Raw genomic sequence first — 24138 nt, 5'->3', positions numbered from 1 at the left:
TAGTTGCTCCCTCAGGTGTGGTTGGTCACTCAGCTGGCGCTGGCGCGCAACCTTGCCACGTCGCGGATCGGCGGCGCGCCATACAACCGGCTGTATTCTCGGCTGAACTGGGACGGGCTCTCGTAGCCCACCCGGTAACCGGCCACGGCAGCCTCCAACCCCTCGTTGAACATCAGGCGTCGGGCTTCCTGCAGGCGCAGTTGCTTCTGGTATTGCAAGGGGCTCATCGACGTCACCGACTTGAAGCGGTGATGCAGGGTGGAGACGCTGAGGTTCACTTCCCGGGCGAGGTCTTCGATACGCAACGGCTGGTGATAATGGTTGTTGAGCCAGGTAATCGCCTGGCAGACCCGATGGGTCTGGCTGTTGGCCAGGGCGATTTCGTACAGACGGTAACCTTGGGGGCCGCGCAACAGGCGGTAGAAGATTTCCCGGCGGATCATCGGCGCGAGGATGGCAATGTCGCGTGGCGAGTCCAGCAGTTTGATCAGGCGGATCAACGCGTCCAGAAGCTGCGGATCGCTTTTCTCCACGTACAGGCCGAGACCTGATGGCCGGTTGGGCACGACCATCGGGCTGCTCTCGGCGATCAGTTGGCTCAGTTGCGCCGGGTCGATGTCCAGGCGCAAGCCCAGCGCGGGATGCTCGGGACTGGCCTTGAGCAGGGCGCCGCTGATCGGCAGGGTGACCGACACCACCATGTAGTGCAGCGGATCATAGGCGTAATGTTCGTCGCCGAGGATCAGGGTCTTGCTGCCTTGGGCAAGAATGCACAACGCCGGTTGAGCCAGCGCGGGCATGCCGCGGATCTCCTCTTCGTAGCACGTAAGGTAAAGGTCCTCGATGGCCGACGCCGGGCCATGGGGCTGGCCGGCGTGGCGCTGGATCAGCGCGGCCAGTTCCTGGCGCTGCAGCTCAAGGGGCGAGTCGGGTGGCGGGAGCGTGGTCATGGCGTGGTTCCTCTACTGACCGGGCCAGCATAGGTATGGGCAATGTCGGGCGCTAGTCGAATGCTGTCGTTCGATTGCCTGATCCTGTCGCGCGGCAGGATCAGGCAATCGCTCGGCAGTAATGGCCTAACGTCGCGCGAGGGCGGGGCCCTAATCTTGGCAGCCTGTTTTCCCGTCCGTAGCGCTTCAAGGAGATCGTTCATGACCCAGTCTCAACCGGTCACTCACCTGGCTTTCATCCGCGCCAGCAACGGTCGTTCGGCGGAACTCGGCATGCGCCTGCGCGACCTGCTGGAGCCGTCGCTGCGGGCGCCCGGCTGCCTGAGTTTCAGTGTGCAGCGTTCGCAGGTCGATACCGATCTGTGGCTGCTCAGCGGCAGCTGGAGCGACCAACAGGCGATGAGCGGCTATTTCGCCTCGCCCACCCTGGAGGTGTTTGGCGAGCTGGTCCAGGCGCAGGTGGTCAGCAGCCTTGACCTGCATACCTTCGCCTGATGTGTAGAATGCCGCCCCTACATCATTCAGGCGGAGTGCAGCATGGCACGTAGAGAATTCCCCCACTTCGAAGCGGTCTCGGCGATGGTCCCGGTGCAAGGCGGCGGCTACCACGCGGCGATCGCCGTGAAGGCCCTGGGCATGGGCGGTGCGCCGCGCTTTCACAAAGTGCTCGACGGGCAGGTGTTCCAGTCGGCGCTCGCGGCCGACGAGGCCGCTTGTGCTGAACTCGAACGCCTGCAGGGTGTAGGCGAGGAAGGCGAACTGCTCTTCTGATCAGACCTGTGGACGGGCCATCTTGAACAGCTCGCCCAGCGCAAAGTAGTCGGCCGGGCCGCCGCCACGCAGGATCGGCTCGGCGGCGGCGGTGTCGTAGATGCCGTCCTTGAGCAGGTGCTCGGCAATGTGCACCGCCACTACCTCTCCGAGGATCAGCCAGCTGGGGACAGTTTCCTGGTCGGCGCGTTTGAGCTGGACGATCTGGCTGACCTTGCATTCGAAGCTCACCGGGCTCTCGCCCACACGTGGCACCTTGACCACGTTGGACAGGGCCGGGGTCAGGCCACTGAGCGCGAACTCGTCGATATCTGCCGCCACCGCGGCACAGCTCTGGTTCATCTGCTCGGCCAGCGGCCGGGTAGCCAGGTTCCAGACGAACTCGCCGGTCTGCTCGATGTTGTTCAGGCTGTCTTTGCGCCCGACGCTGCAGAAACCGATGATCGGTGGGATGTAGTTGAAGGCGTTGAAGAAGCTGTAGGGCGCCAGGTTCAGGCGGCCTTCGCGATCATGGCTGGAGATCCAGCCGATGGGCCGTGGGCCGACGATGGCGTTGAACGGGTCGTGGGGCAGGCCGTGGCCTTTGGCGGGTTCGTAGTAGTACATCTGCGCAAGGCCGCGAGGCCCTTCCTGGTGGGGGACGAGGCGCCTAGTGTGCCAAGGCTTGGCTCAACTGCAAATGATCAAGCCCGGCCGAAGCCGGGCTGGTAGCGCGCATCAGTGATCAGCTGATGCGGTGGCCGTTGGTGCGGTCGAAACCATCCTCTGCGAAGCGCTGGCCGCCAGTACGGTCGAAGCCGTCTTCAGCAAAGCGCTGGCCGCCGGTGCGGTCGAAGCCATCTTCGGCGAAGCGCTGGCCGCCGGTGCGGTCGAAGCCGTCTTCGGCGAAGCGCTGGCCGCCAGTACGATCAAAGCCATCTTCTGCGTAGTTGGCCGACTGGCTCTGTGCAGCGGCAAAGGTGTGGGCGTTGGTGCGATCGAAACCGTCTTCGGCGAAGGCGCCAGTAGCCAGTACCGACAGGGCGAGGGAAAGGATCAGTTTGTTTTTCATGGTCGTTGCTCCGATGAGTGCCAGGGGTTGTTGTTTCTATGGGTTTAATATTACGCCTGCAAATTTGATTAAAAAGCGCAAAAAATAATGGATAAAAATCTAATAATTAGATTGGTTAGGGCGTGAATGACCTTCAATGCAGTCTTCTGGCGCCCTGCTCGCCGATCAGCCCTGGAACTCAAGAATGAAAAGCGCAGACCGACGACAGGGCCATATCAGCATGTGCCCAGACAATTAATGGGAAATTAAGGCGTGGCGGCAGCGGTTCCTGGGGAGGCATGCACAGACCGCAAGGCGGCTTGCACCTGGTCCGGTAGCGTCATTTCGTACAAGCGTCAGGTCGCTTGGGTGTTCACCGTATAGCGGGTACTTCGCCCGCCAGCGGGCAGACGAACCAGGCAGTTTTTCTGCAGCAGGTCGGCCAGGTGCCGGGTGGCCGTGGCCTTGGAGACCTTGGCCACGGCCTGGTACTGGCTGGCGCTGATGCCATCCTCGAAGCCGCGAGACCCGCCATCGAGCAGTCGATTGAGCACCTTGACCTGTTCGGGCAACAAACCATCGCCCCGATGGATCAGCCAGAAGCGCGACTTGGCCAGCACCCGGTCAATGCGCACCAGCGCCTGCTGGAGGCTGCGCAGCAAGGTGGCAAGGAACCAGGCTAGCCAGCGTGTGACGTCCAGATCGCCGCGCTGGCTGCTTTCAAGGGCTGCGTAGTAGCCGGAGCGATCTTCCAGGATACTGCTGGACATGGCGTAGAAACGCACCGCTCGCTGCTCGCCCTGGGCCAATGCCAGGTCTGTGATGGCGCGGGTCAGGCGGCCATTGCCATCGGCGAAGGGGTGCAGGGTGACGAACCAGAAATGGGCCAGGCCCGCACGCAGCAGGGGATCGAGTTGCCGATCATGGCGGCTGCTCTCGAACCAGTCGAGGAACTGCTGCACCTGCTGCTCCAGGCCGGCGCGTGGCGGTGCCTCAAAATGCACCTTGGGCTTGTCGATACGCCCCGATATCACCTGCATCGGGGCATGGTCGCGCCATGCGCCGATTGGCAGGGGAGGTGCGAGCGAGTCGTCGGTTTCGGGGAACAGCCAGCGGTGCCAGAGGAACAGGCGCGGCTGATCCAGTGGGCGAACATAGCCCATGGTCGCGTCCACCATCAGCTCGGCCAGGCCCTCGCTGCGTGTCGTGGTTGTTCCCGGCTCGGCAATGCCAAGCCGTCGGGCGAGGGAGGAGCGAACGGACTCCACATTCAGCTGTTCACCCTCGATGGCCGAGGACGTGACAATGTTCTGCAACAGGGTATCGAGCGTGTCCAGGTTGGCATTGGCCTCGGTCACTGCTCCCGCTCTGCCCAGCAGGCAACCCTGCGCCTGGACGCAGTCCCTGAGCAAGGGGGCAAGTTGCGACTCGTTCCAGCGAAAGCCGGGCCAGTCGGCCTGCTGCCACACCCAGAAGGTGTCTGCAGCGGTGTGCTGTTTTGAGGTCATGAGCCGAATAATAGCGCTATTCAGCTCATGTTGTGAGCCGAATAGCGCTATTGTTTGGGACACGCCTATTAAAAAGGGGCGCTCCGTCAACCGTAGCGCCCCTTTTTCACGTTTGTGTCCCGTCCTGAATAAGGTTTACACCTCCCATCCCGAATTTCCGGAGAGTCAGATGGATCAAGGTGTAAAGCGCACACAGCGTGATTACTCGCTGTCTTTTAAATTGGCAGTGGTCGATCAGATCGAAAAAGGCGAGCTGACCTGCACCCAGGCCCGGGAGCGGTACGGCATCCAAGGAAAATCTACGGTTCTGGTATGGTTGCGTAAGCACGGTCGGCAGGATTGGAGCCAGGGGGCCTCGATCCGCGACGAGAGGAGCTGCGCGATGTCTGACCCCAAAACGCTCACTCCAGAGCAGCGAATCAAAGAGCTTGAGCAGCAGCTTGAGCTGATGAGTCAGAAGGCTCAGTTCTTTGAGACGGTCGTTGATGTTCTGAAAAATGACTACGGTGTATCGGTCGTAAAAAAGCGATCCGGCAAGTCCTCACGCAAGGTCAAGTCGCAGGACTGAGCATTGCCAGGGCTTGTCAGTTTCTAGGCATCAGTCGACAGGCATACTACAAGCGCAACCAAGCCGCTGATGACAAAGAGCGCCAGACGGATCGAGTGGTTGAGTTCGTACAGCAAATCCGGATGCGCCAGCCTCGTCTGGGTACACGCAAGCTGCACTATCTGCTGCATTGCCAACCTGACAGACGAGTCCAGCTCGGCCGAGACAGGCTTTTCCAGGTCTTGGGTGAGCGCCGCTTGCTAGTGCTGCCTAAGCGGGCGTATCACAAGACAACGCAGAGCTTTCATCGCTTCTACCGTCATCCCAACTTACTTAAGCCCGGCCCAAGCCAAGTCGTACCGACAAGGCCAGAGCACGTCTGGGTTGCCGACATTACTTATCTGCCCGCACGTAACGGCCCGCTGTATCTGAGCCTGGTAACGGATGCGTACTCCAGGAAAATTGTTGGCCACCACGTCCATGAAAGCCTGCATGCCGAGTCAGTGGCGCAAGCCTTCAAGCAGGCCTTACGAAAGCGACGTCGTCGCCAGCCATTAGTCCATCATTCGGATCGAGGCATCCAATACTGCTCGACGCTGTACCAGTCACTGCACCAACGGCACGACGTTCAGTGCTCCATGACTGATGGGTATGACTGTTATCAGAACGCGCTGGCGGAGCGCATCAACGGAATCCTCAAGACGGAGCTGTTGTTGAGGATCCCTGAAGATCTTGAGCAGGCGAGGAAGATGGTTGATGAGGCAGTGCAGATCTACAACACAGAACGGTCTCATATGGCCCTGAAAAACAAAACGCCCGATGCGGTGCATCGGGCGTTTTGAGGTCTGTCGGCCTACCTGAACAGGTGTAAACCTATTTCAGGACTAGACATTGGCGAGCAGGGATCAGTCAGTGGTGATCCGCGAATGCTGCTTGGTGTCCTTCATCGTCGCGTACACCAGCAGCGAGCAGGCGATGCAGGCGGTGACGTACCAGTAGAAACCGGTCTCCATGCCGTTGCTCTTGAACCACAGGGCCACGTACTCGGCGGTGCCGCCGAAGATCGACACGGTCAGCGCGTAGGGTAGGCCCACGCCCAGGGCACGGATCTCGGTGGGAAACAGCTCGGCCTTCACCACGGCGTTGATCGAGGTGTAGCCACTGACAATGATCAATGCGGCCATGATCAGGAAGAACGCGCCCCACCACGTCTGGATGGTGTGCAGGGTGCTGAGGATCGGTACGGTGAACAGGGTGCCGAGCACACCGAAGGCGATCAGGATCGGGCGCCGGCCGATCTTGTCGGACAGGCCGCCGATCACCGGCTGCAGGCACATGAACAGGAACAGCGTGGCCGCCGAGATGGTGGTCGAGTCGCTGATGCTCATGCCTACGGTGTTGACCAGGTACTTCTGCATGTAGGTGGTGTAGGTGTAGAAGGCCAGGGTACCGCCCATGGTCAGGCCGACCACGGTCATCAGTTCCTTGGGATGACGCATCAGGGTGCGCATCAGGTTCTCTTTGGACTTTTCCTTCTTGGTGAAGGAGGCGGTCTCTTCCATGCCACGGCGCAGGTACAGGGCGACCACCGCGCACAGCGCGCCGATCACGAATGGTACGCGCCAGCCCCAGGCGTACAGCTCCTCGGTAGTCAGCGTGTTCTGCAGGACGATCAGCACCGCCAGGGCGATGAGCTGGCCGGAGATCAGGGTGACGTACTGGAAGCTGGAGAAGAAGCCGCGGCGCTCCTTGCTGGCCATCTCGCTCAGGTAGGTGGCCGAGGTGCCGTATTCACCCCCTACCGAGAGGCCCTGCATCAGGCGGGCGATGACCAGAAGGACCGGTGCGGCGACGCCGATGGTCTCGTAGCCCGGCGTCAGCGCGATGACCAGCGAGCCGGCGCACATCAGCAGCACCGAGGCCATCAGCGCCGCCTTGCGGCCCTTGCGGTCGGCGTACAGGCCCATCAGCCAGCCACCGATCGGGCGCATGAGGAAGCCCACGGCAAAGATTGCGGCGGTGTTGAGCAGTTGGGCGGTGGTGTCGCCGGCGGGGAAGAAAGCCTTGGCGAAGTACAGCGAGAATGCGGCGTAGACGTACCAGTCGTACCATTCGACCATGTTGCCGATGGAACCACTGAAGATCGATTTGAGGCGGCTGGCGGTGGACTTTTCCGCGGCGGGCGCAACGGCCGCCCCGGTGGGCAGAGTGCTGGCGTTATCCATCAGGGATACCTTCTCGTTGTTTTTGTGGAGCGCGCTCGGGGCGCAGCTTGAGAAGGGTTCTGCAGGAGGTGTGCCAAATGGGTGCTTGGTGGTCCATTTGGGGGCGTCTTGTGCCCTGTCGCTGGCAAGCCAGCTCCCACCGTATCTGGCTTGCATGGTGCCTGGGGGGCGCTGGCTTGCCAGCGATGGGCTGCCAGGCAGTCCCGGCGATTCAGCATGCAGTGAGCGAACTTCCGCTCATTTGCCTGGACCGATAAGCGGAAATCCGCTCATTCGTTGCCGAGAAAGTCCTCACGCACCAGGCCATGGCGCTGCATCTTCTCGTTCAGCGTACGCCGCGGCAGTTGCAGCGCCTCCATCACCCCCTTGATCTCGCCCCGGTGCTGGCGCAGCGCCGCACGCAAGCATTGGGCTTCGAACGCCTCCATCTGTTCGCCCAGCGACTGCCCGCCTGGCAGGCTCTCAAGGTTCTGCGAATCCAGCCCCAAGGCATGACGTTCGGCAGCATTGGCCAACTCACGCACATTGCCCGGCCAGTCGTGGGCCAGCAGCTGCGCCAATCGTCCTCCGCCGACCGGTGGGGCATGGCGGCCCAGGCGTTCGGCAGCGGTGCGAGCGAAGTGTTCGAACAACAGCGGGATGTCTTCACGGCGCTCGCGCAGCGGTGCCAGGCGCAGCTCGGCAACGTTGAGGCGGTACGCCAGGTCTTCGCGAAAGCGCCCAGCACGGGCCTCTTCAAGCAGGTCCGGTTTGGTCGCGGCGATGATGCGCAGATCGACGGCGATGCTCTGGTTGGCCCCCAGGCGCTCAAGCCTCTGCTCCTGGATCACCCGCAACAGTTTGGCTTGCTGGGCCAGGGGCATGCTCTCGATCTCGTCGAGGAATACCGTACCGCCATTGGCGTACTCCAGCTTGCCGACGCGCTTGCCCTGAGCGCCGGTAAAGGCGCCGCTTTCATGGCCGAACAGTTCGGCTTCGAACAATGTTTCGGGGATGGCCGCGCAGTTTAGCGCGACAAAGGGTTTGTCGGCGCGCGGGCCGAAGTCGTGCAGGCAGCGCGCCACGCGCTCCTTGCCGCTGCCAGTTTCGCCACGGATCAGCACGTTGACCGGCAGGCTGGCCAGCTCCAGCACCTGTCGGCGCAGTTGCTGCAACCCCTGGGACATGCCCAGCAAGGTGTTCTCCAGCTGGGCCTTGAGGTCGGCCTGCTCATGCAGGCGGCGGTTTTCCAGGACCAGCTGGCGTTTTTCCAGGGCCCGGCGCAGGCTGCCCATCAGGTGCTGTGGGGTAAAGGGCTTTTCCAGAAAGTCGTAGGCACCGTTGCGCATCGCCTCCACCGCCATGGGCACATCGCCGTGGCCGGTGAGCAGAATCACCGGCAGGTCGGGGTCGGCCTGCTGGAGCCGGTCGAGCAACTGCAGACCGGACATGCCGGGCATGCGCACGTCGCTGAGGATCACGCCGGGAAAGTGCGCCGGGAGTTGCGCCAGGCACTCCTCGGCACGCTCGAAAAGCTGCACGTTGAAGCCTGACAGGCTCAGCCATTGTTCCACCGCAGCGCGGATGCTGGCTTCGTCATCGACAACGATCACTGAATTCAACATACCGTCTCCAGGTCGCGGGGCAGGGTGAGGCTGAAGCGGGCGCCCCCCGGCAGGTTCTCGACCTGCAGGTGGCCGCCGGCATCGATGACGATGCCGTAGGAGATGGCCAGGCCCAGGCCCAGGCCCTCGCCGACCGGCTTGGTGGTGAAGAACGGGTCGAAGACCCGGCAAAGGTCGGTGTCGAGGATGCCGCCACCGGAGTCGAGCACGCTCAGGCGCCACTGCGCATCGTCCGCCTCGATACGGATCTCCAGGCGTTTGTAGCGCTTGTCGGCCATGGCGTCGAGGGCGTTGCGCAGCAGGTTGATCAGCACTTGCTCCAGGCGGATCGCATCGCCACGGACCCAGGCCGGGCGCGCCAGGTACAGCGCCACCTCGACGTTTTCGGCGCGCATGCGAGTGTCCAGCAGGTGCAATGCCTGGTCGACCACGGTGGCCAGGTCCAGGCGTTCGCGCAGGCCTCCGGGGCTGTTGCGGGCGAAGGTTTTCAGGTGGCCGGTGAGCGCGGCCATGCGACTGAGCATCTGCTCGAGCGGTTCCAGGGCCTGGCGGGCTTCGTCATGACGGCCATGATCAAGCAGCAGGCGCAAGGTTTCCAGTTGCATGCGCTGGGTGGTAAGAGGCTGGTTGATCTCGTGGGCCAGCGCGGCCGACATCTGCCCCAGCGCCGCCAGCTTGGCCGACTGCACCAGGCCTTCCTGGGCCGTGCGCAGCTCGCGGGTACGCTCCTCGACCTGGCGCTTGAGCTCCTCGCGGCTGCGTTGACGCAGACGGGCCAGGCGCAGGCGCTGGCTGACGAACAGCGCGGCGAACACCAGGCTCAGCCAGATCGCCGCGGCGGCGAGGGCGGCGTTGCGCCCATCCTCGGCGACCTGCGGCTTGCGCAACAGGTGCAGGGTCCAGCCTTCGGCCTCCAGGGGCAGGCGCTCCCACAGGTACTCGGCGGTGCCATCCGGGCCTTGCACGCGGGTCAGGTGGCTGGTGTCGGTGAAGCGAGTCAGGGCCTGGTGCTGCAGGGGCACCAGCGGCTGCTTGTCGTACTGGCGGGTCTCCGCCAGCTCGGCGCGGTCGGCACCGGACAGCGGTTGCAGTTCGCGGTAACGCCAGCCGTCCTGGTTGGCAATGAAGGTGATGCCGCGGGCATCGCTGACCAGCAGGATGTCGTTGCCCTGGCGCCACTCGCGCTCGAGCTCCGGGAACTCCAGCTTGACCACCATGGCGCCGAGGAAGCGGCCATGTTCGTCGTTCACCGCGCTCGCCAGGAAATAACCTGGCACGCCGCTGGTCACGCCGACGGCGTAGAAGCGGCCACTGCCCTGGCTGCGGGTCTGTTTGAAATAGGGGCGAAAGCCGTAGTTGGAACCGACATAGGTGGTCGGCAGGCGCCAGTTGCTGGCCGCGATGGCCAGGCCCGTGCGGTCCAACAGCTCCAGGGTGGAAGAGTTGGCGGCGCCGTTGATGCGTTCGAGCTTGCGGTTCAGGGCGTCCTGCACCTGTTCGGTAACCGGGCCGCGCAGGGCGGCGATCAGTTCAGGGTCCAGCGCCAGTACCGCAGGCAATGCACGGTAGCGCTCGATCAGGGTATGCAGGGCGTTGGCATACAGGCCCAGTTGCTGGCCGGCCCGGCGGGCGTCGGTTGCCATCGCCTCGCGCTTGGCCTGGTGCATGGCCCAGCCGGCGCTGAGTGTGGTGCCGACCAGGATCAGCAGGATGATCAAACCCAGGCGCAGGGTGCGGAAGGATGAGGGCATGGGGCGGATCCGGGGTTGCGGTTGTCTGTGCCGGCCTCTTCGCGGGGCAAGCCCGCTTCCACAGCGTGATGTGTGGAAACGGGCTTGTCCCGCGATGGGGCCGGGTCTGGCTTACAGCAGCTCGAAGCTCTGCTGTTGCACCGCTTCGGAATCGAGGCCGACCTGCACGTTGAACTGGCCAGCCTCGGCAACGTGCTGCAGTTGGCCATTGTAGAACTTCAGATCCTGCTCACTGATGTCGAAAGTCAAGGTTCGCGACTCGCCGGCCTTGAGCATCAGCTTCTGGAAGTTCTTCAGCTCCTTCACCGGGCGGCTCATCGACGCGCTCTGGTCCTGGATATACAGCTGCACCACGGTCTCGCCGTCACGCTTGCCGGTGTTCTTCACGACGACCTTGGCCTTGAGGGTCGCGCCGCGCTTTAGCTCGGTCTGCGACAAGGTCAGGTCGGACAGTTCGAAGCTGGTGTAGCTCAGGCCGTAGCCGAACGGATACAGCGGGCCGTTTGGCTCCTCGAAGTACTGCGAGGTGTAGTTGCCCGGCTTGCCTGGGGTGAACGGGCGGCCGATGCGTATGTGGTTGTAGTACATCGGGATCTGCCCGACCGAACGCGGGAAGGTGATGGCCAGCCGCCCGGACGGGTTGTAGTCGCCGAACAGTACGTCGGCGATGGCGTTGCCGCCTTCGGTGCCGCTGAACCAGGTTTCAAGGATGGCGTCGGCCTGCTCGCGTTCCCAGGCGATCGACAGCGGACGGCCGTTCATCAGCACCAGCACCAAGGGTTTTCCGGTGGCCTTGAGCGCTTTGATCAGGTCGCGTTGTACCGCGGGGATCTCCAGGGTGGTGCGGCTTGAGGACTCGTGGGACATGCCCCGGGACTCGCCGACCACGGCCACGACCACGTCCGATTGCCTGGCGGCCTTGACCGCTTCGTCGATCAGCACCGCGGCCGGACGCGGGTCGTCGACGATTTCCGGGGCGTCGAAGTTGAGGAAGTTCAGGTAATCGAACATCGCCTTGTCGCCAGTGACGTTCGAGCCCTTGGCGTACACCAGCTTGGCCTTGCCTTCGACGGCGCGGCGCAAACCTTCACGCACGGTCACCGAGTGCTGCGGTTTACCGTCGGCGGCCCAACTGCCCATCATGTCGATCGGCGCATCGGCCAGTGGGCCGACCACGGCGATGGTGCCGGCCTTTTTCAGGGGCAGGGTCTGCTCGCGGTTTTCCAGCAGCACCAGGCCGCGGCGTGCCACGTCACGCGCGGCTTCGCGGTGCAGGCGGTCCTCGGCGTAGTAGTCCTTCAGGTCGGTCTCAGGCTTTGGAATGCGCACGTAGGGGTCTTTGAACAGACCCATGTCGTACTTGGCGCCCAGCACTTCACGCACTGCCTGGTCCAGTTCTGCCTGGCTGACCTCACCGGACTTCAACAACCCAGGCAGTTCTTCGCCGTAGAGGGTGTCGTTCATGCTCATGTCGATGCCGGCCTTGATCGCCAGCTTGGCGGCTTCGCGGCCGTCACGGGCCACGCCATGGCGGATCAGTTCCTGGATGGCGCCGTGGTCGCTGATGGTCACGCCCTTGAAGCCCCACTGCTTGCGCAGCAAGTCGTTCATCAGCCAGGTGTTGGACGTGGCCGGCACGCCGTTGATCGAGTTCAGCGCCACCATCACCCCGCCAGCACCGGCGTCGAGCGCGGCGCGGTAGGGCGGCAGGTAGTCGTTGTACATCTTCGGCAGGCTCATATCGACCGTGTTGTAGTCGCGGCCCCCTTCCACGGCGCCGTACAGGGCGAAGTGCTTGACGATGGCCATGATGCTGTCGGCATTGGCCGGGCTCGACCCCTGGAACGACTTGACCATCACCTGGCCGATCTTCGAAGTCAGGTAGGTGTCCTCGCCAAAGCCTTCGCTGGTGCGCCCCCAACGCGGGTCGCGGGCAATGTCGACCATCGGTGCGAAGGTCATGTCCAGCGAGTCGGCGGCCGCCTCGACGGCCGAGGTGCGGCCGACCTTGGCGATGGCGTCCATATCCCAGGACGAGGCCAGGCCCAGGCCGATCGGGAAGATGGTGCGTTCGCCATGGATGGTGTCGTAGGCGAAGAACATCGGGATCTTGAGGCGGCTGCGCATGGCCGCGTCCTGCATCGGACGGTTCTCCGGGGCGGTGCGCGAGTTGAAGGTGCCGCCGATGCGTCCGGCGGCGATTTCCTCGCGGATCTTCGCGTGGGGCATCTCGGGGCCGATGCTGATCAGGCGTAGCTGGCCGATCTTCTCGGCCTCGGTCATCTGGCTGATCAGATGGTCGACGAACGCCTGCTTGTCCTGCAGGGGCGGGGCGATAGGGGCGGCAAGGGCCGCCTGACTGGCAAGGCCCATGGCCAGGCCCAGCAAAGACAGTTTCATCATCAATTCCGTTGTCGAGTGATAGCGGTGGGCCGAGACGTTTCGTATGCCTGTTGTTGTCGTGTCCGCTGGCCGTGTTGTGGATCATTCATCCATGATCCGACGCAGTCGCGGATTATGCCTTATATGAGGCATTTGTTGAGATACACTCTCGCCCACCCGATTGCCGGGATAACAACGATAAGAACGCTCGAGAGACGATGGCATGACCGAATACGAACAGCGCCAGATCGCCGAGGCGATTGCACGCGCCGAACGGCGCACCGATGCGGAGCTTGTGACCGTGCTGGCCCGCCGCGCCGATGATTTCCCCTACCTGCCGTTGATCTGGGCCGCCTTGCTGGCCTTGTTGATACCCGGCGCGTTGCATGTGTGGCTGGGTGGTATCGGCGTCAATGGCCTGTTGTTGGCGCAGATGCTGACCTTCATCAGCTTGTGCCTGGTGTTGCGCCATCCGCGCCTGGCTGCCTGGGTGGTGCCGTCGATGTTGCGCCGCCGGCGCGCTTCGGGCCTGGCCCGCCAGCAGTTTCTCGAGCTCAACCTGCAGCGTACCGCCGGGGCCACGGGCGTGCTGATCTTCGTCAGCGAAGCCGAGCGCCATGTCGAGATCCTGGTCGACGAGGGCATCGCCCGGCACCTGCCCGAGCAGGCGCGCGAGGCGATCGTCGCCCGTTTCACCGACCAGGTGCGCCAAGGCCATACCTTGCAGGGTTTCGTCGAATGTATCGAGGCCTGCGGCGAGCTGCTCAGCGAACATGTACCCCCGACCCATGCGCGCAACGAACTGCCCAACCGCCTGGTGATTCTCGACTGACCGTTGGTGAGCAAGGGCATGTTTCGCCAGGGGCATCATCGACGTAGAATGCCCGGCATTGCGCATCGCGCTCCCCGCATTTCGAGGCACCCGTTTCCATGTCTTCCCCTTCCTCCGCCCCTGGCGCGCCGGACGCGCGCGCCCAGTTCCTGAGCCTGCTCGCCGATGCGCTGGGCGACGGCAGCCTGAGCAAGCTGGTGCTGGCCCGCCATGTCGGTACCGACCAGACCCTGCAGCGGATCATCGCCAAGGCGGTGCAGATCAAGGGCCAGGCCTGCCTGTCGTTGGTCTACCGTCACCAGACCCGCGACATTACTCGCAACCTGGGGTTGGACGAGGCGCAGGCGCTGGTGGCCGAACTGCTCCCCGAGAGCTTTCGCAACGCGCACCTGTTCACCCCGGCCGGTGAGGTGCAACTGGAGTTCAGCAAGAAGGGCAAGCCGATGCTGCGCCGGCACCTGGCCCAGCAGGCGCCCCGCGAGACGGGCGCGGGTGGGCATGACCGGCAGAAGAAGCGTTACCTGGAGCTGTCGCGGCCGTTCCTGCGCGACCTGGGGGTGACTGACGCGCAGGGCGTGCTGATCCCGTCCATGTCGCGCAAATGGAAGCAGATCAACAAGTTCATCGAGGTCTTCGACCATGCCTTGAGCGACGCGCCCGTGAACCCCCAGCAGAGCCTGAAGGTCGCCGACTTCGGTTCGGGCAAGGGCTATCTGACCTTTGCCATGCACGACTACCTGCGCAACACCCTCGCCCGTGAGGCGCAGGTCACGGGTGTCGAGCTGCGCCCGGACATGGTCGAGTTGTGCAACGCCGCCGCCGCGCGCCTGGAGCACCCGGGCCTGGTGTTCGAATGCGGCGATGTGCGCAGCGTGGTGCCTGAGGCCATCGATGTGATGATCGCCTTGCATGCCTGCGACATCGCCACCGACTATGCCATCCACACCGGTATTCGCTGCAACGCCGCGATCATCATGTGCTCGCCGTGCTGCCACAAGCAGATCCGCCCGCAGTTGCACAGCCCAGGGCTGTTGCAACCGATGCTGCAGTACGGGCTGCACCTGGGCCAGCAGGCCGAGATGCTCACTGACAGCCTGCGCGCCCTTTACCTGGAGGCTTGCGGCTACGAGACCAAGGTGTTCGAGTTCATCTCGCTCGAGCATACCAACAAGAACAAGATGATCCTTGCGGTCAAGCGTCGGCAGCCCCAGGACAATGCGGGTCTGCTGGAGAAAATCGCCGAGCTCAAGGCGTTCTATGGGGTGCGCGAGCATTGTCTGGAGACGTTGTTGAAGGCGGATGGGCTGATCGCTGGTTAAGGTCCATTCATGCTTTGCGTGGGCTACCGGTCGGTTGACTGGAAAGATGCAGCGCCTGGGATACCGAGCGCCGCCCGCGCGGCGCATCGCGGATGAATCCGCTCCTACATTTGCTGCAACGTACCGAACCTGTCAGGCCATGGTTGCCAGCCTTGGCGCAGGGCTTGAGACAGGTGGGGCGGCAGCAATGCCCGCCGAAAAATCGTGTCGAGCGCACAAGGCTAACAACCATGGCCTATCAGGCATGGTCACGTTGCAACAAATGTAGGAGCGGATTCATCCGCGATGCGCCGCGCGGGCGGCGCTCGATCTGATAGGCGCTGAAAGGCTGTCGCCAAGCACCTGGCAGCCCTCATACGATGGCTCTCATGGCTCCGGGATGTAATGGAGTCGGTCTGTTCCGAGGGCCGCCGGTCGTTATTCTTTGGTTGTCATTTGACAATCATGTCCTCTCGCCCATACTAGCGCGCAGTCGATCCCCGAAGCCAATACACGCGCGATAGCCAATCAGTCAGTGGAGCGAAAGTGATGGAGTACGAGTTCACCCTCAAATACCAATTGACCGAGGACATGGACGTCGATGCGCTGATCGAGCGCCTGGGGGAGGCCGGTTGCGATGATGCAGTGGTCGGTAGCGGCCAGCCGGGCCGTCTGGCCCTGGCCTTCGCCCGCGAGGGCGGCACGGCGCGGGAGGCACTGCACAGCGCCCTGGCGGATGTGCGGCAAGTGTTGCCGGATGCCCGGCTGATCGAGGTCAGCCCCGACCTGGTTGGCCTGACCGATGTGGCGGAGCTGGTGGGGGTTTCCCGGCAGAACATGCGCAAGCTCATGCTCACCCATCACCGCAGCTTTCCGGCCCCGGTGCATGACGGCACGCTCTCGCTCTGGCACCTCGCCGACATCCTGTCGTGGATGCAGGCACGCGGTACGCATACGGTTGCCCAGGCAGTCCATGAGCTGGCCATCGTGGCGATGCAGGTGAATGTCGCCAGGGCCCAGGAGCGAGTGTCGAACGGCAGGTGATGCACTCCGTTGCATCATTGCCTGCCAGCGGGCTCAGAAGAACCGGGTCACGCTGATCTTGGCATTGCGCCCCTGGGTATAGGCGTTCTCACCCGACAGCTCCGGCCGGATGGCCTTGTTGAACAGGTTATCCACGGTCAGGTTGACCTCGGTGCCCTTGAGGTAGGGTTGTTGCGGCTTCCAGTTGGCGAACAGGCCATGTATCTGGTACTTCTCGTTGCCGAAGTTGTCGTAGTAGCGGTCACCGAGCGCGCTGGCCGGGCCCTCGAAGTACTTGTCGCTGGGCAGGTGGTGGGTGGCGCCGACGAACTGCGCGGTCCAGCCGACCCGGGCGTCCCAGGCCGGGATCTTCACGCCAAGGGTGGTGATCCATTTCGGTGCCGGTACATCCTTGGCCCAGACATCCGGCCCCCAGGGGTTGGTGTACGCGCCCTCGTGGCGACCCTCCATCCAAGAGTACGACAGCGCACCGAACCAATAGGTGGCGTCGTAGAAGGTCTCGACTTCGAAACCCTTGTAGGTCACATCGCCGATATTGCGGTAGTTGCCCATCAGCCCGTCGCCGCAGGTGTTGGCAATGGTGCCGCCGCTGACCAGTTGCTCCTGGCAGCCGATGCCGGTGGCCTTGAAGATCTCGTCAGTGACCCTGTTGTGGAATGCCATGGTGCGAATCTGCGCGCTGTCGCCTTGGCTGAACACATTGGTGAAGGTACTGATGCTGCCGACCCGCACACCGGTGATGCGCTCGGGGTCGAGGTTGCGACTGGTGGCGGTGCGGCTGCCGACACCCTGCACTTCATACTGTTCATCCAGCACCGGGGCGCGCCAGGTCTTGCTGTAGTCGGCGAACAGCGCGGTCTGTTCGTTCATCTTCCAGAACAGCGACAGACGTGGCGACCAGCCGCTGTAGGTCTTGTCGCTGTAGTCGTGGCCAGCCTCCGGGTTGTTGTAGTACGGCGCCTGGTTGGGCTTGCCCTCGTTGGTCACGTGGTCGTAGCGCAACGATGGCGTGATGGTCAGGTCGCCCAGGGTGATGGCGTCCTGCAGGTAGTAGCCCTGGCTGTCGACCTGGCCGCTGGGCATGAAGTACGGTTGGTAGTGACCATAGTTGTACTTGGGTACTTCGTAGGTCTTGCCGGGCATCCACATCTGCGTGTCGCGGTCATGGCGACGCACCTGCACGCCTGCGGTGAGCGCATGTTCCAGGGGACCGGTGAGGAAGGTGCTGGTGTTCTTCACATCAAGCATGCGGTCCTTGTACTCGGTGTCCATCTTGCGCCCACCGGTGGCGGGCTGGAAGAACGCCGTGGCGTCGCGCTCATCGGTCTGCTTGGTGTCCGATTCGGAGTACTTCACCTGCAGGTCCACCCACGGGTTCTCGATCGGTTGGTACTTGTAGGTGGCCGACCAGGTGGTGTCGATGGTGCGGCGGTTGGCGAGGAAACGCTTGAGGGCAGCTTCGTAGCCGTACTTCTTGATATCCGCCGCAGTGGGGGGCGTGCTGAAGGCGGTCGATGAGAAGGTGGTCCAGCGCTGGCTTTCCGATTGTGCCCAGGACAGCCCCAGGCTGTGCTCGTCGGTGAAATGTATGTTGGTTTTTAGCAGAGCGCCGTCCAGGTCCAGGGCGCTGTAGGGGATGCGCTGGGGGTTGATCGGCCATTTGCCGGTGGGGTCGGGCAGGCTGTCGGCCATCTTCAGGTTGCCGCCGTCGCGCTTGGTGTAATACACCAGGCCGTCGATGCGACCGTCGTCGGTACGGCCGAACAATGCCGAGCTGTAGATCTGCTGGTGGTCGTTGCTGCCATAGCCGTACTTGAGCATCGCACCGCTGTTGCGGCCCTCTTGCAGCAAGTCGCCGGCGTCCTTGGTTTCCATATTGACGCTGCCGCCAAAGCCGCCGTTGCCGGTCTTGACCGAGTGCGGGCCTTTTTCGACCTCGATGTGCTTGATCAGCTCGGGCTCGATGAAGATGGTACCTTGCTGATAGCGCTCAAAGCCGCTCTTGGGCGCACCGTCGAGGGTCATCGGCACGTCCTCGGCGTCGCCAAAGCCCCAGATGTTGATGGTCTGGCCGCCGGGCTTGGACGAGCCGCCCATGTTCACCCCCGGCAGGGTCGCCAGCACGCTGGGAATGTTGCTGGGCTGGTAGCGGTCGATCTGCTCCTGGTCGAGCGTCGAGCGCCCGACGTTGCCAGCGTCGACCTGCTGCCCGTCACCCACGATGCTCACGGCACCGAGTTGCAGGCTGTTGTCGGCAGTCGGGCCGTCTTCGCGCAGGCGTACCACGTAGGTGTTGCCCATGCGCACCACGTTGAAGCGGCTGCCGACCAGCAGGCGGCTGATAGCCACTTCGGCTTCGAAGTCGCCCTTGAGCGCCGGTGCCTGGGCACCGCCGAGCAGGGCCTCGTCGAACAGCAGCTGGACCTTGGCCTGCTGGGCCAGTTGGCTCAGCGAGCGCGCCAGCGGTTGCGCCGGCAGGTCGAACGGTACCGGTGCGGCTTCGGCGGCCAGGCTCATGGCCAGGCACAGGGCCAGCAATGTGGGTCGGACAGGCAGGCAGTGCAATGGACGCAACGCGGACAACATGGTTTCCCCCAAACGGCAAAAGGCCGGAAAAAGCCCGCCATCACGCGGCAGGCGGGGAGGAAGACGCGATGTTGCGACAAAACCTCACCTGCGAATGATAAAAGTTCTCAAATTATTTTTTTAGGGTCTGTACGAAATGTGTCTGCGCGAAGGCCAGACAAGGCGAAACGGGGGGAGGAACGGCCGGGGTCGCGCCCGACTGTACTGGAGTACATGAGCATTCCGAGCCCCGTTTCAACGCAGTATGGGCGAGTGCAGATATATTTCGTACAGAGCCTAGCGCCGCTCGATGCGCAGGCGCCCGTCCGCCAGCAAGGTGGTCTTGACCGGCAACAGGGCGGGCAGGGCATTGAGCAGGGCGTCCGGGTCGTGGACGTCGAGATTGCCGGACACCTTGTAGCGGCCAAGCGTCGGGTCGGCCAGCACCACCGGCTGCTGGCGATACAGGCCGAGCTCGTCAATCAGGCTGGCCAGTTCGCGGTTGCGAAAGCTCACATGGCCCTCGCGCCAGTCGGCCACCTGTTGTTCGCCCAGTTCACGGCGGGTCAGGGTGCCGCGTGCCAGGTCGTAGGTGGCGCCCTGGCGGGCACCGAGCAACAATGGCGGTTGTCGCTCGCCGGGGGTGTCGAACGCCACCTGCCCGTGGGCGACCGCGACCACCAGTTCGCGGTCGCCCCGGCGCACATCGAAGCCAGTGCCGACCACGCGCACGCGGCCGCTGCCCGCATCGACGAACAGCGGCCGCTCCTTGTCGGGTGCCACCTCGATATACAGCTGGCCATGTTCGAGCTGGATCAGCCGCTGTTCGGCGCTGAAGTCCAGGTGCAGGCGGGTCTGGGCGTTGACATGCAGCTGGCTGCCATCGGGCAGTTGCAGCACCTGCAGGGCCTGGCTGGCGCTGATGCGCTTGCTGAAGGCTTCGCTACCCGCGCCCAGATTGCCGGCCAGTATGGCGCAGAGCAGGGCCGCCGCCGTTGCCAGGGCCGGGCGCCAGCGCGGCGCCCGGCGTACCGGCAAGGGTACGGGGCGATTGGCTTGCTTGAGTGCGGCCAGGTCATCCCACAGCTGTTCGAACTGGCGATAGGCGCGGGTGTGCTCGGGCGTCTGCATCCACCGGGCGAATGCCTTGCGGTCTTGCCGTGACGGCTGGTTGCGGTTGCGGCTGAACCAACTCGCCGCCTGGGCGTCGATCGGGCGCGGGTCGAGCTCGTCGGTGGGGGTCATGGGAACTGCTCCGTGCCGTTGTCACTGTCCAGGCGTTGCTTGCATTGCAGCAGGGCGGCGGCGATGTGCTTTTCGACCATGCTGACGGAAATGTTCATGCGTTCGGCGATCTGGGCCTGGGTCAGGCCTTCGAAACGGTGCAGCATAAGGGCTTCGCGGCGTCGCGGCGAGAGTTCTGCGAGCACCTGACGCAATTGATCCAGCCGTTGTTGCTGTTGGGCATGGTCCAGGGGGTCATTGGCCGGCGCGCTCTGCTGCTCGGGCAGGGTGTCGTCGGCCAGCGCCGCATGGCGCACCTTCTGCCTGCGCCAATGGTCGCTCAGCAGGTTGCGCGCCACCTGGAACAGGAACGCGCGCGGCTGCTCCACCTTGGCCCGATCCCGGTAACCCAGCCATTGGGCGAACACATCCTGGGTCATGTCCGCCGCGTCACTGGCATTGTCCATGCGCTTGCGCAGGAAATGCAGGATGTCGGCATAGAAACCGTGGGCGACGGGGTCGGGTTTGGGGCGCTGCATGCACGCTTTCCGGGGCTGGCGGGGAGGAAAGGGTGCGGATCTTATCGAGAATTATTTACATTTGCAAAGTGTGCGGCTCAGCGCCGTCGATCCTGTGTGGCCGGAACGGGGATGGTCAGTTCAGCCAAGCCTAGGGGGTGGCTGGAGGCATCGAAAAAGTGCAGCGGAACCTGCGAAAGATCGCCAAAGCGATCAATGAAGTGCTGCTTCTGGTTGATGACCGAGGCCTCGCTTAGCGGCCGGATCGCGATGGCCAGGTGCTTGGGCCGAGCCAGGCGGATGGCGTCGAGCAGGTGCTGGTCGCTGGTGTCCAGATGCTGGCCGAACAAGCATAGTCCGTCGTGTTCGCGGGCCAGCTGTCCCAGGCTCCAGGACAGGTAGTCGGAGTTGCGGATGGCGCGCAGCTTGTCTTCGCTGCGGCTTTCGTTGACGAACAGCGGTACTTCGCCGGGAATGTTCACGGCGAAACCTTCGAGCAGTTCGGCCTGTTCTGCGCTGCGTCGGCGGGTACTGCCGTCAGGCAACTTGAGCAGGTGCATGCCGCCGTGCAGGTGCAGGATGCGGATACCGTCGGCCTGGCTGCGGCGCACGTCGAAGAAACCCTGTTCGTCGAACAGGTTGGCGAAACCTTGCGTATCCTCGGCCACGGTCCAGGGCAGGATCAGGTCGTAGTTGCTGGTGTAGACGCTGCGGTACTGGCGCAGCGCCTGGTTGATGGCCGTACGCGTCGCACTGGGGAAGCGCGGCCAGGGCAGGTGCACGGCGCGCACCGCGTGGATCAGCGCTTCCTTGATCGAGTAGTAGCGGTTCAGCGGCGCGGTGGAGTTGATCGCCAGCGCGGCGTTGGCCCGCACGGTGGTGTTCAGGGTGCTGAGCAGCGGCTCGAACAGCTCACTGCCCAGGGCCTTGAACAGTGCCTGGTCGCTCACCCCCAAAGCCTTGTGCCGCACCCGCTGGGCTTCCTCGAACAGCGAGAAGTAGCCGAACGGTTTCCACAGCGCGCGGCTGGCACCATTGCCCAGCAGCAGGGCGGTGCTGGGGTGGCGCTGGTTGAGGTCGGCCCAGGTGGGCAAGTGGGCGTCGAGTGCGGGCATGGGCGGTCCATTGGGTGGGGCGGAAAACGCCGGGGACTTTAGCATGTCATGCAGAGTGTGCGAGGCTTGCGCCCTCAAGGACTGCACCGTTGACCTTGCCGGCGTCTTCCAGGGGCCGGCCCCGATCTGCAAAGGACTACCCATGTACAAGACCCTTCTCCTGGCCACCTTGCTGGCGAGTACCGCGGCCCATGCCTCCGACGGCAAGGCCCTCGCCAAGGCCCAGGACATCCCGCATCCGGCCGTGATCGCTCACCGTGGCGCCTCGTTCGATGCTCCCGAGTCCACCACTCCCGCCTACCTGCTGGCCCGCGAACTGGGCGCCGACTACCTGGAAATGGACTTGCAGCGCACCCGCGATGGCGTGCTGGTGGTGGTCCACGACGATGTGCTGGCACGCACCAGCGACGTCGCCGAACGTTACCCCGAGCGCAAGGCGAGCCCGGTCAGCGCCTTCACCCTGGCCGAACTCAAGGCGCTGGACGCCGGCAGCTGGTTCAACAAGGCCTATCCAGAGCGTGCCCGCGAAGCGTTCAAGGGCCAGCGTATCCTGACTTTGGACGAAGTGATCGATATCGCCGAAGGCAACCCCGAGCGTCACCCGGGCCTGTACATCGAGACCAAGGAGCCGGCGCAGTTTCCCGGTATCGAGCAGGACCTGAAAAAACGCCTCGAGGCCCGTGGCTGGCTCGACAAGCCGGGCAAGGTGATCTTGCAGACCTTCGATCGCAACAGCCTCAAGCTGCTGCACGAGGCCATGCCGCAGGTGCCGAAGATCCTCTTGCTGTGGGTGGCCAAGGGCAGCATCGAACCCGCCTCGGGGCAAGACTTCGACGAATCCGGCGAGCAGGACAAGTCGGCCTTCTACGCCCGTCAGCAACCCAAGGACCGTGCCGAGTTCCAGCGCTGGCTCGACTATGCCAAGGCCGGCGGCGCCATTGGTACCGGCCCTTCGGCAATCCGTACCCACCTTGGCGAGCAGAGCTACTCCGACCTGATCCAGCCGTGGATGAACCAGGCCAGCCACGACAAGGGGCTGCTGGTGCACGTATACACCCTCGACGAGGCGGTGGATTTCGACAAGGCGATGAAAGCCGGTGTCGACGGCATCTTCACCAACCGTGCCGGTGAGCTGATGCGTTTCTATAAACGACCGATGCCACAGAACGAAGGGCAGTTGCTGCGCAAGCTGGGTTACTGATCGGCAACATGATGCTGGCGATGGCCGATTGACATGTGTGAGAATGATAGGGATTCCTATTAACGGCCTTCGCCACATCCGCAATGACCTCCCTTTCCAGTTGGCAGGCCCGGCCAGCCCTCCAGGCAGCCGTCGACGACCTGCTTGCCCATTACAGTGATCTGCGCCGCTACCTCTGCGGGCGGCTGCGCAACCCTGATGACGCCGCTGATATTGCCCAGTCCAGCTTCGTCCAGGCGTACGCCCATGCGCTCAACGCACCGGTAATCAATGCTCGGGCCTTGCTGTTCCAGGCGGCGCGCAACTTGTGCATCGACCAGCACCGTCGGCGTAGCACCGAACTGGCGGCGCTGGAAGACTGGCTGGCACGGGCCGACTGGCTCAGCCCCAGCGTGGAAGAGATCATGATCGCGCGCGAACAGCTGCAGCACCTGATTGCCCGCATCGAACGCATGCCCAAACTTCGCCGCGAAGTGTTCGTTCGCGTGCGCCTGCACGGCCACAGCCACCGTGAAGTGTGCGAGGCCCTGGGGCTGTCGGCCAAGTCGGTCGAGCTGCATATCGCCCGGGCGGTCTTTGACCTGTCCGAACTGCGCCTGGCGAGCCGTCATGACTGAGCCGGCCGCGCCACGCAAGGTGCAGCAGGCGCTGGTCTACCTGGCTGCGCTGCAAGGGGATGATCCCGAACGCGTGCGCAAGACCCATGGCCTGGCGCAGCGCTGGCGCGGACGCAGCGCCGAGCATGAGCGCGCCTGGCTGGAGGCGGAGCAGCGCTGGCAACTGGTTCATCGCCTCGCTCCGCAACTGCGTGGCGTCTTGCAACCACAAGCTTGTGATGCGGGACGTCGGCGGGTGCTGCGCCAGGGCGGCACGCTGGCCTTGCTGCTGGCCGCAGGTGGCTGGCTGGGCTGGATGTACAAGCGCACCGCGCCGTTCCGGCAGGACCTGCAGACAGCCCACGCGCAAGCGCCGCAGGCCTTGGCATTGCCCGATGGCAGCCAGTTGCTGGTGGCGGCCGAAAGCAGTCTGCGCGTGCGTTTCGATCATGGCCAGCGCCAGGTCCTGCTACTGCACGGCAACGTCTTCTTCGATGTGGCCCATGAGCTGTGGCGGCCATTCCTGATCAGTACTCGCCTCGGCTTGGTGGAGGTACTGGGCACCGCGTTCACGGTCAGCGACCGTGGTGGCCAAGTCCAGGTGGCCGTAGCCAGGGGGCGGGTGCAGGTACGCGACCTGCAGGGCGGTGAACAGGTGCTGCTGGCTGGCGAGCGCATCTGCCTGGAGGGCGAAGGGCGGCTGGGCAGCCTGCGCGCCGGTGGCCAGTATGGGCCCGACCAGGCGCATTGGCAGCGCGGTTGGTGGTCGTTCACCGACCAGCCGCTGGTCGAAGTGATCGACGAGCTGAACGCCTATGTCGCGCAGGCCGTGAAGGTCGATCCCGGGCTGATCAACCTGCGATTGACCGGGAGTTTCCCCAGTGACCGGCCTGAGGTATTGCTCGATGCCTTGCCGGGCATCCTGCCGGTCAGCGTGCAGGCGTTGGATGGGCACCGTCTGATCGTGCCGCGCTGAT

Annotated in this window: 21 protein-coding genes; 9 read left to right on the top strand and 12 right to left on the bottom strand. The window is 63.8% G+C overall.

Features of this window, described 5'->3' with window-relative positions:
- Positions 1–29: 29 nt before the first annotated feature.
- The gene (locus tag LOY42_RS20975; RefSeq protein ID WP_139669446.1) at positions 30–950 is read right to left on the bottom strand and encodes an AraC family transcriptional regulator; all 921 of its coding nucleotides are present in this window, start codon (positions 948–950) and stop codon (positions 30–32) included.
- Between the two features lie 201 nt (positions 951–1151).
- On the opposite strand from LOY42_RS20975, the gene LOY42_RS20970 reads away from it, so the two are divergent.
- Both LOY42_RS20970 and LOY42_RS20965 read left to right on the top strand, forming a co-directional pair.
- On the top strand, positions 1152–1445 hold the full coding sequence (locus LOY42_RS20970; RefSeq protein ID WP_258599121.1) for a putative quinol monooxygenase: 294 nt from the start codon (positions 1152–1154) through the stop codon (positions 1443–1445).
- A gap of 42 nt (positions 1446–1487) precedes the next feature.
- The gene (locus LOY42_RS20965; protein ID WP_258599119.1) at positions 1488–1721 is read left to right on the top strand and encodes a hypothetical protein; all 234 of its coding nucleotides are present in this window, start codon (positions 1488–1490) and stop codon (positions 1719–1721) included.
- Here LOY42_RS20965 and LOY42_RS20960 read toward each other — a convergent pair whose 3' ends face one another.
- The 3 genes from LOY42_RS20960 to LOY42_RS20950 all read right to left on the bottom strand — a co-directional run bounded on the left by LOY42_RS20960 (position 1722) and on the right by LOY42_RS20950 (position 4259).
- A complete protein-coding gene (locus LOY42_RS20960; RefSeq protein WP_139669450.1) occupies positions 1722–2327 on the bottom strand; it encodes a flavin reductase family protein in 606 nt (201 codons plus the stop codon).
- A gap of 118 nt (positions 2328–2445) precedes the next feature.
- Positions 2446–2772: a hypothetical protein gene (locus LOY42_RS20955; protein WP_139669452.1), complete on the bottom strand. Its 327-nt coding sequence runs from the start codon at positions 2770–2772 to the stop codon at positions 2446–2448.
- 335 nt (positions 2773–3107) lie between these two features.
- Positions 3108–4259 carry a Fic family protein gene (locus tag LOY42_RS20950; protein ID WP_110697665.1) on the bottom strand — a complete coding sequence of 384 codons (1152 nt, stop codon included), beginning with the start codon at positions 4257–4259 and terminating at the stop codon, positions 3108–3110.
- A 169-nt stretch (positions 4260–4428) separates the two neighbouring features.
- On the opposite strand from LOY42_RS20950, the gene LOY42_RS20945 reads away from it, so the two are divergent.
- Positions 4429–5648, top strand: a protein-coding gene (locus LOY42_RS20945; RefSeq protein WP_258598537.1) for an IS3 family transposase whose coding sequence is annotated in 2 segments (ribosomal slippage) — positions 4429–4777 and positions 4777–5648 — 1221 coding nt in all. Because the reading frame shifts where the segments join, the coding sequence is not laid out codon by codon here.
- A 63-nt stretch (positions 5649–5711) separates the two neighbouring features.
- Here the strand turns inward: LOY42_RS20945 and LOY42_RS20940 are convergent.
- The 4 genes from LOY42_RS20940 to bglX all read right to left on the bottom strand — a co-directional run bounded on the left by LOY42_RS20940 (position 5712) and on the right by bglX (position 12789).
- Positions 5712–7031: an MFS transporter gene (locus LOY42_RS20940; RefSeq protein ID WP_110697667.1), complete on the bottom strand. Its 1320-nt coding sequence runs from the start codon at positions 7029–7031 to the stop codon at positions 5712–5714.
- A 269-nt stretch (positions 7032–7300) separates the two neighbouring features.
- Positions 7301–8635, bottom strand: coding sequence for a sigma-54 dependent transcriptional regulator (locus tag LOY42_RS20935; protein ID WP_102682756.1), 1335 nt, complete (start codon positions 8633–8635; stop codon positions 7301–7303).
- On the bottom strand, positions 8629–10386 hold the full coding sequence (locus LOY42_RS20930; protein ID WP_102682755.1) for an ATP-binding protein: 1758 nt from the start codon (positions 10384–10386) through the stop codon (positions 8629–8631). Before LOY42_RS20930 ends, LOY42_RS20935 begins: the two co-directional genes overlap by 7 nt.
- A 111-nt stretch (positions 10387–10497) precedes the next feature.
- On the bottom strand, positions 10498–12789 hold the full coding sequence (bglX, locus tag LOY42_RS20925) for a beta-glucosidase BglX (RefSeq protein WP_258599117.1): 2292 nt from the start codon (positions 12787–12789) through the stop codon (positions 10498–10500).
- Between the two features lie 202 nt (positions 12790–12991).
- Here bglX and LOY42_RS20920 point away from each other — a divergent pair, with 202 nt between their 5' ends.
- The 3 genes from LOY42_RS20920 (at position 12992) to LOY42_RS20910 (ending at position 15942) form a co-directional block, all read left to right on the top strand.
- Positions 12992–13600, top strand: coding sequence for a TPM domain-containing protein (locus LOY42_RS20920; protein WP_102682753.1), 609 nt, complete (start codon positions 12992–12994; stop codon positions 13598–13600).
- 98 nt (positions 13601–13698) lie between these two features.
- Entirely contained in the window at positions 13699–14919 is a 1221-nt protein-coding gene (locus LOY42_RS20915) for an SAM-dependent methyltransferase (protein WP_258599115.1), read from the top strand.
- Positions 14920–15447: 528 nt separating this feature from the next.
- The gene (locus LOY42_RS20910) at positions 15448–15942 is read left to right on the top strand and encodes an AlpA family transcriptional regulator (RefSeq protein WP_139669458.1); all 495 of its coding nucleotides are present in this window, start codon (positions 15448–15450) and stop codon (positions 15940–15942) included.
- Between the two features lie 33 nt (positions 15943–15975).
- On the opposite strand, the gene LOY42_RS20905 is transcribed toward LOY42_RS20910, so the two are convergent.
- From LOY42_RS20905 to LOY42_RS20890, 4 genes are all read right to left on the bottom strand, one after another.
- Positions 15976–18528: a TonB-dependent receptor gene (locus LOY42_RS20905; RefSeq protein ID WP_258599112.1), complete on the bottom strand. Its 2553-nt coding sequence runs from the start codon at positions 18526–18528 to the stop codon at positions 15976–15978.
- A gap of 276 nt (positions 18529–18804) precedes the next feature.
- Positions 18805–19752, bottom strand: a complete 948-nt coding sequence (locus LOY42_RS20900; protein ID WP_139669460.1) for a FecR domain-containing protein — start codon at positions 19750–19752, stop codon at positions 18805–18807.
- Complete coding sequence (locus tag LOY42_RS20895; RefSeq protein ID WP_102682747.1) at positions 19749–20270, bottom strand: RNA polymerase sigma factor; 522 nt, start codon at positions 20268–20270, stop codon at positions 19749–19751. The genes LOY42_RS20900 and LOY42_RS20895 overlap by 4 nt, the downstream gene beginning before the upstream one ends.
- 77 nt (positions 20271–20347) lie before the next feature.
- Complete coding sequence (locus tag LOY42_RS20890) at positions 20348–21364, bottom strand: DUF4917 family protein (protein WP_139669461.1); 1017 nt, start codon at positions 21362–21364, stop codon at positions 20348–20350.
- Between the two features lie 142 nt (positions 21365–21506).
- Here LOY42_RS20890 and LOY42_RS20885 point away from each other — a divergent pair, with 142 nt between their 5' ends.
- The 3 genes from LOY42_RS20885 to LOY42_RS20875 all read left to right on the top strand — a co-directional run bounded on the left by LOY42_RS20885 (position 21507) and on the right by LOY42_RS20875 (position 24137).
- Positions 21507–22565, top strand: coding sequence for a glycerophosphodiester phosphodiesterase family protein (locus LOY42_RS20885; RefSeq protein ID WP_258599110.1), 1059 nt, complete (start codon positions 21507–21509; stop codon positions 22563–22565).
- A gap of 83 nt (positions 22566–22648) precedes the next feature.
- The gene (locus LOY42_RS20880; protein WP_102682744.1) at positions 22649–23182 is read left to right on the top strand and encodes an RNA polymerase sigma factor; all 534 of its coding nucleotides are present in this window, start codon (positions 22649–22651) and stop codon (positions 23180–23182) included.
- Positions 23175–24137: a FecR family protein gene (locus LOY42_RS20875; protein WP_139669467.1), complete on the top strand. Its 963-nt coding sequence runs from the start codon at positions 23175–23177 to the stop codon at positions 24135–24137. The genes LOY42_RS20880 and LOY42_RS20875 overlap by 8 nt, the downstream gene beginning before the upstream one ends.
- The last annotated feature ends 1 nt before the right edge of the window (position 24138 follow it).

The sequence above is a fragment of the Pseudomonas sp. B21-023 genome, assembly GCF_024749165.1.
GTDB lineage: Bacteria > Pseudomonadota > Gammaproteobacteria > Pseudomonadales > Pseudomonadaceae > Aquipseudomonas.
The sequence above is the reverse complement of the archived record's forward strand: the minus strand, read 5'-3'. Positions and strand labels throughout refer to the sequence as shown.

What these genes read in the sequence shown, in the direction of transcription:
- LOY42_RS20875 (WP_139669467.1), top strand. Translation starts at nt 23,175, where the DNA reads ATGACTGAGCCGGCCGCGCCACGCAAGGTGCAGCAGGCGCTGGTCTAC.
- LOY42_RS20975 (WP_139669446.1), bottom strand. Translation starts at nt 950, where the DNA reads ATGACCACGCTCCCGCCACCCGACTCGCCCCTTGAGCTGCAGCGCCAG.
- LOY42_RS20890 (WP_139669461.1), bottom strand. Translation starts at nt 21,364, where the DNA reads ATGCCCGCACTCGACGCCCACTTGCCCACCTGGGCCGACCTCAACCAG.
- LOY42_RS20970 (WP_258599121.1), top strand. Translation starts at nt 1,152, where the DNA reads ATGACCCAGTCTCAACCGGTCACTCACCTGGCTTTCATCCGCGCCAGC.
- LOY42_RS20900 (WP_139669460.1), bottom strand. Translation starts at nt 19,752, where the DNA reads ATGACCCCCACCGACGAGCTCGACCCGCGCCCGATCGACGCCCAGGCG.
- LOY42_RS20940 (WP_110697667.1), bottom strand. Translation starts at nt 7,031, where the DNA reads ATGGATAACGCCAGCACTCTGCCCACCGGGGCGGCCGTTGCGCCCGCC.
- LOY42_RS20880 (WP_102682744.1), top strand. Translation starts at nt 22,649, where the DNA reads ATGACCTCCCTTTCCAGTTGGCAGGCCCGGCCAGCCCTCCAGGCAGCC.
- LOY42_RS20905 (WP_258599112.1), bottom strand. Translation starts at nt 18,528, where the DNA reads ATGTTGTCCGCGTTGCGTCCATTGCACTGCCTGCCTGTCCGACCCACA.
- LOY42_RS20930 (WP_102682755.1), bottom strand. Translation starts at nt 10,386, where the DNA reads ATGCCCTCATCCTTCCGCACCCTGCGCCTGGGTTTGATCATCCTGCTG.
- LOY42_RS20915 (WP_258599115.1), top strand. Translation starts at nt 13,699, where the DNA reads ATGTCTTCCCCTTCCTCCGCCCCTGGCGCGCCGGACGCGCGCGCCCAG.
- LOY42_RS20955 (WP_139669452.1), bottom strand. Translation starts at nt 2,772, where the DNA reads ATGAAAAACAAACTGATCCTTTCCCTCGCCCTGTCGGTACTGGCTACT.
- LOY42_RS20885 (WP_258599110.1), top strand. Translation starts at nt 21,507, where the DNA reads ATGTACAAGACCCTTCTCCTGGCCACCTTGCTGGCGAGTACCGCGGCC.
- LOY42_RS20920 (WP_102682753.1), top strand. Translation starts at nt 12,992, where the DNA reads ATGACCGAATACGAACAGCGCCAGATCGCCGAGGCGATTGCACGCGCC.
- LOY42_RS20965 (WP_258599119.1), top strand. Translation starts at nt 1,488, where the DNA reads ATGGCACGTAGAGAATTCCCCCACTTCGAAGCGGTCTCGGCGATGGTC.
- LOY42_RS20960 (WP_139669450.1), bottom strand. Translation starts at nt 2,327, where the DNA reads ATGTACTACTACGAACCCGCCAAAGGCCACGGCCTGCCCCACGACCCG.
- LOY42_RS20910 (WP_139669458.1), top strand. Translation starts at nt 15,448, where the DNA reads ATGGAGTACGAGTTCACCCTCAAATACCAATTGACCGAGGACATGGAC.
- bglX (WP_258599117.1), bottom strand. Translation starts at nt 12,789, where the DNA reads ATGATGAAACTGTCTTTGCTGGGCCTGGCCATGGGCCTTGCCAGTCAG.
- LOY42_RS20895 (WP_102682747.1), bottom strand. Translation starts at nt 20,270, where the DNA reads ATGCAGCGCCCCAAACCCGACCCCGTCGCCCACGGTTTCTATGCCGAC.
- LOY42_RS20950 (WP_110697665.1), bottom strand. Translation starts at nt 4,259, where the DNA reads ATGACCTCAAAACAGCACACCGCTGCAGACACCTTCTGGGTGTGGCAG.
- LOY42_RS20935 (WP_102682756.1), bottom strand. Translation starts at nt 8,635, where the DNA reads ATGTTGAATTCAGTGATCGTTGTCGATGACGAAGCCAGCATCCGCGCT.